The 11,823-nt window shown below is 64.0% G+C and carries 9 protein-coding genes; all 9 read left to right on the top strand.

What is annotated here, in order from left to right:
• The first annotated feature begins 73 nt into the window (after positions 1 to 73).
• The 9 genes from NJLHNGOC_RS02655 to cyoE all read left to right on the top strand — a co-directional run bounded on the left by NJLHNGOC_RS02655 (position 74) and on the right by cyoE (position 11,764).
• Entirely contained in the window at positions 74 to 1,927 is a 1,854-nt protein-coding gene (locus NJLHNGOC_RS02655; RefSeq protein ID WP_408890466.1) for a M3 family oligoendopeptidase, read from the top strand.
• Positions 1,908 to 3,296 (top strand): ABC1 kinase family protein, encoded by a 1,389-nt coding sequence (locus NJLHNGOC_RS02650; RefSeq protein ID WP_113594959.1) that lies wholly within the window; start codon positions 1,908 to 1,910, stop codon positions 3,294 to 3,296. Before NJLHNGOC_RS02655 ends, NJLHNGOC_RS02650 begins: the two co-directional genes overlap by 20 nt.
• A gap of 105 nt (positions 3,297 to 3,401) precedes the next feature.
• The gene (gene uvrB / locus NJLHNGOC_RS02645) at positions 3,402 to 5,636 is read left to right on the top strand and encodes an excinuclease ABC subunit UvrB (RefSeq protein WP_113594958.1); all 2,235 of its coding nucleotides are present in this window, start codon (positions 3,402 to 3,404) and stop codon (positions 5,634 to 5,636) included.
• A 93-nt stretch (positions 5,637 to 5,729) separates the two neighbouring features.
• On the top strand, positions 5,730 to 6,614 hold the full coding sequence (locus NJLHNGOC_RS02640; RefSeq protein WP_113595031.1) for an aldose 1-epimerase: 885 nt from the start codon (positions 5,730 to 5,732) through the stop codon (positions 6,612 to 6,614).
• The gene (gene greB, locus NJLHNGOC_RS02635) at positions 6,608 to 7,141 is read left to right on the top strand and encodes a transcription elongation factor GreB (protein WP_113594957.1); all 534 of its coding nucleotides are present in this window, start codon (positions 6,608 to 6,610) and stop codon (positions 7,139 to 7,141) included. The genes NJLHNGOC_RS02640 and greB overlap by 7 nt, the downstream gene beginning before the upstream one ends.
• 120 nt (positions 7,142 to 7,261) lie before the next feature.
• A complete protein-coding gene (gene gshB, locus NJLHNGOC_RS02630) occupies positions 7,262 to 8,260 on the top strand; it encodes a glutathione synthase (protein WP_113594956.1) in 999 nt (332 codons plus the stop codon).
• A gap of 240 nt (positions 8,261 to 8,500) precedes the next feature.
• Positions 8,501 to 9,211 (top strand): class I SAM-dependent methyltransferase, encoded by a 711-nt coding sequence (locus NJLHNGOC_RS02625; RefSeq protein ID WP_113594955.1) that lies wholly within the window; start codon positions 8,501 to 8,503, stop codon positions 9,209 to 9,211.
• A gap of 187 nt (positions 9,212 to 9,398) precedes the next feature.
• Positions 9,399 to 10,820, top strand: a complete 1,422-nt coding sequence (locus tag NJLHNGOC_RS02620; RefSeq protein ID WP_113594954.1) for a cbb3-type cytochrome c oxidase subunit I — start codon at positions 9,399 to 9,401, stop codon at positions 10,818 to 10,820.
• Positions 10,817 to 11,764 (top strand): heme o synthase, encoded by a 948-nt coding sequence (gene cyoE, locus NJLHNGOC_RS02615; RefSeq protein ID WP_110559416.1) that lies wholly within the window; start codon positions 10,817 to 10,819, stop codon positions 11,762 to 11,764. The genes NJLHNGOC_RS02620 and cyoE overlap by 4 nt, the downstream gene beginning before the upstream one ends.
• Positions 11,765 to 11,823: the final 59 nt, after the last annotated feature.

Raw genomic sequence — 11,823 nt, 5'->3', positions numbered from 1 at the left:
TTCTCCATTACTGGAACCCGGGATTTCCGTGACCCGTTTGCGGAGGCCTCTTGCGATGACTGGTGTTGGTCCGATGTCCGATCTGTATTTTTCCCGTTTCCTCACGCGCGGCGCGCACGCGCCATCCTCCGCGCACGCAGGGGCGGATGGGGCCGCCGCGTCGGCGTGGGACGAGACCCTGCCGCGATGGGACCTGCGTGACCTGTATGAAAGCCCCGAATCGCCACGCCTGCAGACGGACCTGGAGCAGGCGGATGAGGATTCGCGTGCCTTCGCACAGGCATGGCGCGGGAAACTGGCGCAGGCGGATGGCGCGGCGGTGGCATCGGCCATCGCGGAATACCAGCGCATTGACGAAGTGCTGGGCCGGGCCGCGTCCTATGCCCAGCTGCTGTTCGCCGCCAATTCGGCCGATGCCCGGATCGCGCGCTTCAGCCAGTCGGTGAACGAACGCCTGACGGCCATTTCCACCCACCTGCTGTTTTTCACGCTGGAGATGAACCGCATCCCCGATGATGTCCTCGCCCGGCAGCTTTCCGATCCGGCGCTGGCCCATTGGGAGCCGTTCATCCGCGACCTGCGGGTTTTCCGCCCCTATCAGCTGTCCGATGAGGTCGAATCGGTCCTGCATGAAAAATCCGTCACGGGGGCGGCCGCGTGGAACCGCCTGTTTGACGAGACGATGGCCAGCCTGCGCGTGTCGCTGGATGGGGAAGATCTGACGCTGGGCACGGCGCTGGACCGGATGTCCTCGTCCGACCAGAACGTGCGCGCCCGCGCGGCGAAGGCGGTGGGGGAGACCCTGACGGAACGGCTGCGGCTGTTTTCGCTGGTGACGAACACCCTGGCCAAGGACAAGGCCATTACCGATACGCTGCGTCATTACCCGCGCCCGACATCGGCCCGCAACTGCGCCAACATGGTGGAGGACGCGGTGGTCGATGCGCTGGTGCAGGCCGTCACGACCTCCTATCCACGGCTGTCGCACCGCTATTACGCGCTCAAGGCGAAATGGCTGGGCGTGGAAAAGCTGCAGTACTGGGACCGCAATGCGCCGCTGACCACGCAGGCGGAACCCCTTGTCCCATGGAAGGACGCAACCGCGCAGGTACTGGGCGCGTATGAAGGGTTTGACCCGCGCATGGGGGAAATCGGGCGGCGGTTTTTCGACAATCCGTGGATCGACGCGCCACCGGTGCCGGGCAAGGCGTCCGGCGCGTTCGCTCATCCGACCGTGCCCTCGGCGCATCCCTACCTCCTGCTCAACTATCGCGGTCGCACGCGCGACGTGATGACGCTGGCGCATGAGCTGGGTCATGGCGTGCATCAGGTGCTGGCGGGGCAGCAGGGATACCTGATGTCGGGCACGCCGCTGACGCTGGCTGAAACCGCCAGCGTGTTTGGCGAGATGCTGACCTTCCGCGCGCTGCTGGACGCACAGACCGATCCCACGCGTCGGCGGCTGATGCTGGCGGCGAAGGTGGAGGACATGCTCAATACCGTCGTGCGCCAGATCGCGTTCTACCGGTTCGAGACGCTGGTGCATGATGAGCGTCGCGCGGGTGAGCTGCTGCCGGAACGCATTGGCGAAATCTGGCGCCAGACACAGGCCGAAAGCCTTGGCCCGGCGTTCGAGTTCGCGCCGGAATATGATGTTTACTGGACATATGTGCCGCATTTCATCCATTCGCCGTTCTACGTCTATGCCTATGCGTTTGGAGACTGTCTTGTGAACGCCCTATATGATGTGTTTCAGTCCGGGCATCCGGGATTCCAGGACAAGTACCTGGACATGCTGCGCGCGGGCGGCACGAAACGGCATCGCGAACTGCTGGCGCCCTTCGGGCTGGATGCGGCCGACCCCGGTTTCTGGAACCGCGGGCTGGATGTGATCGCCGGATTTATTGATGAACTGGAGCGTACCTGACGTGGCGGAAGAACGGGATCTCGATAACGGCGGACTGTTTGGCGAATTTCGCCGCATGGTCCGTACCTCCGGCACGATGGGGGGAATCGCGGCCCGGATCGCCGGGCACAAGATGGGCTTCCGCTCCGACCGGACGATGCATGCGGGCGACCTGAAGACCGCGCTGGGCGGGCTCAAGGGGCCGCTGATGAAGGGCGCGCAGCTTTTGTCTACCATCCCCGGCGCCCTGCCCGAGGAATACGCCGTCGAACTGGCGCAGCTGCAGGCGAATGCCCCGGCGATGGGATGGAATTTCGTCCGCCGCCGCATGGCGAGCGAACTTGGCCCGAACTGGGAACGCAATTTCCGCAGTTTCGGGCGCGAGGCGGCGGCCGCCGCCAGCCTGGGACAGGTGCATCGCGCCGTCCTGCCTGATGGCCGGGTGGTTGCGTGCAAGCTGCAGTATCCGGACATGAAGGCAACGGTCGAATCCGACCTGCGGCAGTTCCGCATGGCCGTGGGCCTGTTCTATCGCATCGACAGCACCATTCAGCAGGACGACGTGCTGGAGGAGCTTGAGGCCCGGCTGTACGAGGAACTCGATTACACGCGTGAGGCCGCGAACATGCGGCTGTATCGCATCATGCTGGCCGGATCGCCGGACGTGACGGTCCCCGCCCCGATCGAGCAGCTATGCACGAAGCGGCTGCTGACGATGGAATGGGTGACGGGCCGTGGCATCCAGAAGGTGCTGGATACCGATCCCGATCAGGAACAGCGCAACATGATGGCGCGTTCGCTGTTCCACGCATGGTACATTCCGCTGTACCGTTACGGTGTCATCCATGGCGACCCGCACATGGGCAATTTCACCGTGCGCGACGATTACGGCATCAACCTGCTGGATTTCGGGGCGATCCGTGTTTTCCCGCCGTCCTTCGTCCAGGGCATCATCGACCTGTACCGCGCACTTGAAACCAATGACGAGGACCTTGCCTATCACGCCTATCAGGGGTGGGGGTTCACCGGCATGTCGCGTGAGACGATGCGGGTGCTCAACGAATGGGCGCGTTTCATCTATGAACCGCTGATGCAGGACCGCGTGCGGGCCATTCAGGAAGAGAACGACCCGCAATATGGCCGCGCGGTGGCGGAACGGGTCTATGCCGGGCTGAAGCGCACCGGCGGGGTGCGGCCGCCGCGTCCGTTCGTGCTGGTGGACCGTTCGGCCATCGGGCTGGGCAGCGTGTTCCTGCGGCTCAAGGCACGGCTGAACTGGTATCGCCTGTTCCAGGAAATGATCGAGGATTTCGATCGCGCGAAGCTGGCGGAACGTCAGGCGCAGGCCCTGCGGGAGGCACGCGTGCCGCCGCCGCTGGGGAACGGGTGACGGCGTTCCCGCCGGCCGCCGGGCGGGACGGATGCGACGGGATGCGTAATATCTTTGGCGCGCGCCCTTGCGCCGCCAGCCCGCGCTCCCCACTGTCATCACATCATGGCAGCAGCACCGCGTAAGAAAAAACGGATCACCGATCGTGTCGAGGGTCCGGTCGTCTTTCAGCCCGAACGCCAGCCGGCCAAGCCCAAGACCCGGCAGTTCAAGATAAACTCCCCCTATGAACCCGCGGGCGACCAGCCGACGGCGATCCGTGAGCTGGTTTCGGGGATAGAGGCGGGGGAGCGCGATCAGGTTCTCCTTGGCGTCACCGGGTCGGGCAAGACCTTCACGATGGCCAAGGTCATCGAGGCGACGCAGAAACCCACCCTTGTCCTTGCGCCGAACAAGACGCTGGCCGCGCAGCTTTATGCGGAGATGAAGGAATTCTTCCCCGACAACGCGGTGGAATATTTCGTCAGCTATTACGATTATTACCAGCCCGAGGCCTACGTTCCACGGTCCGACACCTATATCGAAAAAGACAGCCAGATCAACGAACAGATCGACCGCATGCGCCATGCCGCGACGCAGGCGCTGCTGGAGCGCAACGATGTCATCATCGTCGCTTCGGTCTCGTGCATCTATGGTATCGGCTCGGTCGAGACATATTCGCGCATGGTGGTCCGGCTGGAAAGCGGTGGGGAAATCGACCGCGACCAGCTGGTCAAGGCGCTGGTGGAACTGCAGTACCGCCGCAACGATGCGGCGTTCCAGCGCGGCACCTTCCGTGTCCGTGGCGAAAGCGTGGACATCTTCCCCGTCCAGAACGAGGACCGCGCGTGGCGCGTCACCCTGTTTGGCGACGAAATTGACGAGATCGTGGAATTCGATCCGCTGACGGGGGAAAAGACCGCTGATCTGGCGGAAATCAGCATTTACGCCAACAGTCACTATGTCACCCCGCGCCCCACCCTCAACCAGGCGGTCAGCGGCATCAAGGCGGAACTGCGCACGCAGCTTGAGCACCTGACGAAGGAAGGCAAGCTGCTGGAGGCGGAACGGCTGCAGCAGCGCACGACCTTTGATCTGGAAATGATCGAGACGACAGGGGTGTGCAAGGGGATCGAGAACTATTCACGCTACCTGTCGGGACGCCAGCCGGGGGAGCCGCCGCCAACCCTGTTCGAATACCTGCCTGAGGACGCGCTCCTGATCGTGGATGAAAGCCACGTGACCGTGCCGCAGATCGGCGGGATGGAACGGGGGGATTACGCGCGTAAGTCCGTGCTGGCGGAATTCGGTTTCCGCCTGCCGTCGTGCCTGGACAACCGTCCGCTGAAATTTGGGGAATGGGATGCCTATCGCCCGCAGAGCATCTTCGTCAGCGCGACGCCGGGGCCGTGGGAACTGCAGCGGACGGGCGGCGTGTTCGCGGAACAGGTGATCCGTCCCACCGGGCTGATCGATCCGGTGACCGACATGCGCCCCGTTGCCCATCAGGTGGACGACCTTCTGGCGGAATGCCGGCAGGCCATCGCCAGTGGCGGGCGCGTGCTGGTGACGACGCTGACCAAGCGCATGGCCGAAGACCTGACCGAATACATGAACGAAGCCGGGATCAAGGTGCGTTACCTGCATTCGGATGTCGATACGCTGGAACGCATCGAAATCATCCGCGATCTGCGCCTTGGCGCGTTTGACGTACTGATCGGCATCAACCTGCTGCGTGAGGGGCTGGATATCCCCGAATGTTCGCTGGTGGCGATCCTTGATGCCGACAAGGAAGGGTTCCTGCGTTCGCGCACCTCCCTGATCCAGACCATCGGGCGCGCGGCGCGTAACGTGGACGGGCGCGTCCTGCTGTATGCCGACAAGATGACCGACAGCCTTGCCTACGCCATCGAGGAAACGGCCCGGCGTCGTGAAAAGCAGACCCTGTGGAACGAGGAACACGGCATCACCCCGCGTTCGGTGCGCAAGCATATCGGCGAGGTCCTGTCCTCCGTGTTCGAACAGGACTACGTGACCGTCGCCCCCACCAATGATGGCGAAATCACCGAAATGGTGGGCAAGGACCTGAAGGGGGCGATCGCCGATCTGGAAAAACGCATGCGCGCGGCCTCCGCCGACCTCGAGTTCGAGACGGCGGCGCGGCTTCGCGACGAAATCCGCAGGCTGGAGGCACTGGAACTGGGGCTGGAGCCACCGCCACTGCCGCAGTCCGTGGCGGGACGCGCGGGCGGAAATCCGCGCGCGGACGCCCGGCGCGCCCGCACGCCAGAACCGCTGGGCCCCGGTGGCGGGGGGTATGATCCCGCCGCCCGTCGGGGCGGACGGCGCAGGGGGCGCTGACGTTCCATCCGGCCTGATCGGGGTATCCCTTTCCGTACGCTGCAAAAACGGGCAGGATCGTTACGGATGCCAGCAGCGACAAGAGGAGTGGGGATGATCGAACTTAAGGCGGGCGAGGCACGTCTGGGCCTTCTGCCTGAAGTGGGTGGGGCGATCTCCTTCTGGCGGCGGGGCGGCATGTCGTTCCTGCACCCCGTCGCCGATCCGCACCTTCTGGCGCAGCGGGGGCGGGCGGTGGGTGGATATCCGCTGCTGCCTTTTTCCAACCGCATCGCCGATGGGCAGTTCCGTTTCGAGGGACAGGATTACCAGCTGGAACATAATTTCGCGGGCGAGGACAACACCATCCATGGCAACGGGTGGGAACGGCGCTGGCGGCTTGACCTGCTGTCGGATGACAGCGCGACGCTGGAACTCGACCACACGCCCCCCGCCGATCCGGTGGCGCAGTGGCCGTTTTCCTATCGCGCGCTGCTGCGTTTTGACCTGCGTGAATGTGGCCTGTCGATCGGGATGATGATCGAGAATACCGATACGCGGGACCAGCCGGTGGGATTGGGATTCCATCCCTATTTCCCGCGCCATAATGGCCTGCGGCTGGGGTTTTCGGCGGAATCCGTCTGGACCAACGATGACAGTCACCTGCCGCTGCTGCGCGTGCCGGCGCAGGGCGAGTGGTCGTTCGAGAAGATGCGCGATGTGGAGGATATCAACATCGACAACTGCTATGCCGGATGGTCCCGCAGCGCCTTCCTGCGCTGGCCGCGGCTGGGCATGTCCCTGACGCTGGAGGCCAGCGAAATCTTCAGCCACCTTGTCCTCTATACCCCCAGGCAGCAGCCTTTCATCGCGGTGGAGCCGGTGTCCAACATGAATGACGCCTTCAACCGGCCGGGGGTGGGCGATGGCGGCGTGCATGTCCTGCATCCCGGCGAAAAGCTGGAGGGACATGTCCGCATGACCGTCGCCACATGCTGACGCAGGCGCGGCCAGCCGCCGATGCCGGGCGCGATCTGGCGCGCTATATCTCCCCGGTCGGGATGGAGACGCTGCGTCGCGAACTCAATACCCTTTTGCGCGATGAACGTCCCCGCATCGTGGAAATCGTGTCGTGGGCGGCGGGCAATGGCGACCGTTCGGAAAATGGCGACTACCTCTATGGCAAGAAGCGCCTGCGGGAAATCGACCGCAGGGTGCGTTTCCTGACGAAACGCATCGAAAAGGCCATTGTCGTCGATCCGGCGGCACAGCCCCGGCGCGACCGCGTCTTTTTCGGGGCCAGCGTCACCTACCTTACGGAACGCGATGAAACGCGCGTCGTCACCATCATGGGCGTGGACGAGGCCGATACCGCGCGGGGCGAAATCAGCCTGCTGTCGCCGGTAGCGCGTGCCCTGATGCGCGCGCAGGTGGGCGACGAGGTCCGGCTGAGGACGCCGCGCGGGGACGAGATGCTTGAAATCGTCGCCATTTCCTATCCCCCGCCCGCCGAGGCGCGCCCATGAAAAAAGACAGATGATGGTGGCTGTCGGGCCGTTTACACATTATGACGTTTTTCAAAAGCGTTATTTCGTATTATTACACGGTCGGAGTATCCGCTCTGTGTGCCGTCCGGAGGTCCAGTCATGTCGCGCCCATTGAAAGTAGCGGTCCAGATGGACCCGCTTGGTGCCATAGACATCAACGGCGATTCCACCTTTGCCATGATGCTGGAAGCCGAGGCCCGCGGATACGAACTGTTCGTCTATCAGGTGGAGACGCTGACGCTGAGCGAAGGGCGCGTCTCGCCCGATGGTTCGCGTCTGGAACGGCTTGCCGCGCGCGCGCGGCGCGTCCATGTGCAGCGCGTGAAGGGCGCGCACGCCACCTTCGGGGAAGAGCAGGTTCTTGATCTTGGCGGGATGGATGTGATCCTGATGCGCCAGGATCCGCCGTTCGACATGGCCTATATTACCGCCACCCATATGCTGGAACATGTCCACGGCGTCGGGCCGGGGCGTGCGCTGGTGGTCAATGACCCGGCCGCCGTGCGCAACGCCCCGGAAAAGCTGCTGGTGACGCATTATCCCGACCTGATGCCGCCGACGCTGGTGACATGGGACATCCGCGCCATCCACGATTTCCGCGCCCGGTGGCGCGACATCATCGTAAAGCCGCTGTTTGGCAATGGCGGCGCGGGGGTCTTTCGCATCCGCGAGGATGACCCGAACCTCAACGCGCTGCTGGAAATGCATTTCGCCCGCTCACGCGAACCGCTGATGATCCAGCGTTATGAACCCGCCGTGCGCAAGGGGGACAAGCGGATCATCCTGGCGGACGGGAAGCCGATCGGCGCGATCGACCGCGTCCCCGCCGAAGGGGAGGCGCGTTCGAACATGCATGTCGGGGGCAGGGCGGTAAAGGCCGCGCTGACGCCGCGTGACATGGAAATCTGCGCGGCCATCGGCCCGATGCTGCGTGAACAGGGGCTGATTTTCGTCGGCATCGATGTCATTGGCGAATGGTTGACGGAAATCAATGTGACATCGCCGACGGGCCTGCAGGAAATCGATCGTTTCGACGGCGTCAATACCGCGGGCCTGCTGTGGGACTGCATTCTTGCCCGTCTTGGCGGCAACGGATGATGGGACCGGGGAATGCGGACGGAACGTATCGGCTGGCGGATGAAAATGCTATGCCATTGCGCGCCCTTGCCGTGACGTATGCCATCTGGCGTAATTGCACAGGGAATATTCCGGGCGCCGTTCCGGGATACAGAATGGGAATCTAATGCAGCAGAACGGGACAGGTTTGATTATGCCAGACGCGCAACGGCAGGGCCGGACCCTGAAGATGGTTTGCATCAAGGGGATGGGTAACATCTGATGAGTGACGTTCTGCGTAATGCCACTGCCGAAAAAGTGGTCGAGATTCCGTCGCCGCGCTCCGCCCTGGACGCCGATGCCGTCAGGGTCGCCTATCGTCGCTGGGCGGCGGTGTACGACACCCTTTTCGGTGGCATATCGGCCCTTGCGCGCAAGCGGGCGGTCGAAGCGGTGAATGCCCTGCCGGGCCAGCAAGTGCTGGAGGTCGGGGTCGGCACGGGGCTGGCGCTGCCCTATTACCGCCGTGACAAGCAGATCACGGGGATCGACCTGTCGGAAGACATGCTGGAACGCGCGCGTCAGCGCGTGACGAAGATGCACCTTACGAACGTGGATGCGCTGCTGGAAATGGACGCGGAGGAAACAAAGTTCCCCGATGCGTCGTTCGATATCGCGGTGGCGATGTTCGTGGCGTCGGTCGTGCCGCATCCGCGTCGCCTGCTCAGCGAGCTCAAGCGCGTGGTCAAGCCGGGCGGGCATATCCTGTTCGTTAACCATTTCCTTGCGACCGGCGGCGTGCGGCTGGCGGTGGAGCGCGGCATGGCACGGGCCTCGCGCTCGCTGGGCTGGCACCCGGATTTCGCGATGGAAAGCCTCCTCCCGCCGGAGGATCTGGCGCGCGCGGTCATCCGTCCCGTGCCGCCTGCGGGCCTGTTCACGCTTGTCACGCTCGACCGGCTGGACGAGAAGACTGAGTCGCTGGTGGCCTGAACATCCCTGATCGGGATGCCGGATTTGCATGCAGCCCTGTCCTGACGGCAGGGCTGTAATGACATTCCCGCGACCGACAGGCCCGATCACGGGGTCGTTTTTGCGGATATGCCGCGATATATTGCCGCCTGAAATGCTATATCAGGGCAGTGGCGCAATCCCCGCGTCACGAGGGGAGTAGATATATATGCCGACAGTCGGTCACGACCGGATCGATGGCGGAAACGCTGGCCTGCCTGCGCGGCTGGCGGGACAGCGGGGCCATGCGGATGGCCACCGGAAGGTGGGAACGCTGTATCTCTCCCTCGCGGTCGTGGCGGGGATCGTGGGCGGCATGCTTGCGGTTGCGCTGCAGGCCGGGTTGCTGCCCCATGACGTGCTGGCGCGCTGGGGCGGGGGCGATCCCGCCGGAATGTGGGAACGCATCGCCACGCGCCACGGCATGATGATGGTCTTTTTCTGCGTGCTGCCCGCCCTGTCCGGCGGGTTCGGCAACTGGTTCGTGCCGCTGCTGACCGGTGCGCGCGACATGGCCTTTCCCCGGCTCAACATGGCCTGCTGGTGCGCGGTCGCGGGCAGTTTCGTGATGACGCTGGTCGGCCTGTCGGTGGCGACGTCGCCGCTGGTATCCGTCGCCGCCCTGCTGCTGTGGTGTGTCGGCATGCTGGGAATGGGCATCAACATGGTGGCGTCCGTCCTGAACATGCGCGCGCCCGCCATGCGGCTTCGCGACATGCCGGTGTTTGTCTGGGCGCAGGTGCTGACGGCGTTCATGCTGGTCATGGTCGTGCCGGTGCTGGCGGCGGCACTGACGCGCATCGTGCTGGATGGCGGCGATGTCCTGGCCCATGTCGATACGGTGCTGCATGCCTTTTCCGGTCCGGAGGTGGCGCTGCTGCTGCTGCCGTCCATGGGGATTGTCAGCCAGGTCGTCGAAACCTTCTGTGGCGTTTCCCTGCGCTGGCGCATGCCGGTTGTCATGGCGCTGACGGTGATGTCCGTGGGTGGGGCCTCCGTCTGGACCCATGACCTGTTCGACGGCCTGCTGAACACGGCGGATGCGTTCCGGACGACGGGGGAACTGATCGTCATTCTTGCCCCTGTCGTGGTGGTGATGGCGGCGTGGGTGGCGACCATTGGCGCGGCGGGACGGATATCTTTTCGCCTGCCGATGGCCTGGGCCGGGGGATGCGCCGTCCTGCTGGTGGCAGGTGGCATGATGTCGCTGCGGTCCGGTGGAACGGGTGACGTGCATGCCGCGACCGTATTCGCTGCGGTTTTTGCGACCTTTGCCGGTTTCTATTACTGGATTGGCAAGATGAGCGGCCATCTTGTCCCACGCATGGCCGGGAATATCCATTTCGCCCTGACGGCGGTTGGCACGGCCGTTTCCCTGATGACGCATCAGGGGCCGCTGGCCGTTGCGGGCGCGGTGATGATGGGGGTTTCCATCTTGGTCTTCGCGGGCGTGCTTGTCGCGACCTGCATGCGCGGGCAGGGCCATGTTGCCGCCAATTACTGGGGTACCGGGGCGCGGACGCTGGAATGGCGCCTGCCTTCGCCTGTCGGAACCGCGCTGAACACCGACGCGAAAGGGAACCGGTCATGAGTGGTTCGGTCGCATCTGCCGGCGAGAAGCCGACCTATCGCCTTTCCGTCGTGGGGACGCAGGCGCGTGACTGGTTCGTGTTGCTCAAGCCACGGGTGATTTCCCTTGTGGTCTTTACCGGTGCCGCGGGCCTTGCGATGGCGCCGGGGTCGATTCATCCCGTGATCGCGGCCATCAGCATCCTGTGCATCTGCATGGCGTCGGGCGCGGCGGGCGCGATCAACATGTGGTATGACCGTGACATCGACGCCGTGATGAAACGCACGGCCACCCGTCCCATCCCCGATGGACGCATGGCCCCGGACGAGGTGCTGGGATTTGGCATCGGCCTGTCGGTCGCGTCGGTCATCCTGATGTGGCTGGCGACGAATGCGCTGGCGGCGGGTATCCTGGCGTTCTCGATCTTTTTCTATGCCGTTGTCTATACGATGTGGCTGAAACGTTCCACGCCGCAGAATATCGTCATCGGTGGTGCGGCGGGTGCCTTTCCTCCCATGATCGGATGGGCAGCGGCGACAGGGTCGCTGTCGGTCCTGCCGATTGTCATGTTCGGCATCATTTTCCTGTGGACGCCACCGCATTTCTGGTCGCTGTCGCTTTATGCGTGCAAGGATTACGGGCGGGCGGGGATCCCGATGCTGCCGGTGGTGCGGGGCGCGCGGCATACGCGCTGGCAGATCCTGTGGTACACCATCATCCTGATGGCCGTGACGCTGGTGCCGTCCGTGATGCATCTGGCCGGATGGCTCTATACCCTGACGGCCACGGTGCTGGGGCTGGGGTTCATCTATCGTGCCATTGGGGTGCTGCGTGACAGGCAGGATGCGCAGGGCGTGAGCCAGACAGGCGACCTGCCGGCGCGCAAGGCGTTCCGCTATTCCCTTGCGTACCTGTTCCTGCTGTTCTGCGGACTGCTGGCCGATCATTTCCTGATCATGCACTGAAATGAAATCCGACGGCGCGAAGGTGAAGAGGCATTTGTCGCCTTCCGCTTTCGCCACGT

The sequence above is a fragment of the Novacetimonas cocois genome, from assembly GCF_003311635.1.
GTDB classification, from domain to species: Bacteria; Pseudomonadota; Alphaproteobacteria; order Acetobacterales; family Acetobacteraceae; genus Novacetimonas; species Novacetimonas cocois.
The sequence above is the reverse complement of the archived record's forward strand: the minus strand, read 5'-3'. Positions and strand labels throughout refer to the sequence as shown.

Excerpts from the sequence above, each read along its gene's own strand:
- NJLHNGOC_RS02625 (WP_113594955.1), top strand. The coding sequence starts at position 8,501 with ATGAGTGACGTTCTGCGTAATGCCACTGCCGAAAAAGTGGTCGAGATT.
- uvrB (WP_113594958.1), top strand. The coding sequence starts at position 3,402 with ATGGCAGCAGCACCGCGTAAGAAAAAACGGATCACCGATCGTGTCGAG.
- cyoE (WP_110559416.1), top strand. The coding sequence starts at position 10,817 with ATGAGTGGTTCGGTCGCATCTGCCGGCGAGAAGCCGACCTATCGCCTT.
- NJLHNGOC_RS02655 (WP_408890466.1), top strand. The coding sequence starts at position 74 with ATGTCCGATCTGTATTTTTCCCGTTTCCTCACGCGCGGCGCGCACGCG.
- NJLHNGOC_RS02640 (WP_113595031.1), top strand. The coding sequence starts at position 5,730 with ATGATCGAACTTAAGGCGGGCGAGGCACGTCTGGGCCTTCTGCCTGAA.
- greB (WP_113594957.1), top strand. The coding sequence starts at position 6,608 with ATGCTGACGCAGGCGCGGCCAGCCGCCGATGCCGGGCGCGATCTGGCG.
- NJLHNGOC_RS02620 (WP_113594954.1), top strand. The coding sequence starts at position 9,399 with ATGCCGACAGTCGGTCACGACCGGATCGATGGCGGAAACGCTGGCCTG.
- NJLHNGOC_RS02650 (WP_113594959.1), top strand. The coding sequence starts at position 1,908 with ATGAACTGGAGCGTACCTGACGTGGCGGAAGAACGGGATCTCGATAAC.
- gshB (WP_113594956.1), top strand. The coding sequence starts at position 7,262 with ATGTCGCGCCCATTGAAAGTAGCGGTCCAGATGGACCCGCTTGGTGCC.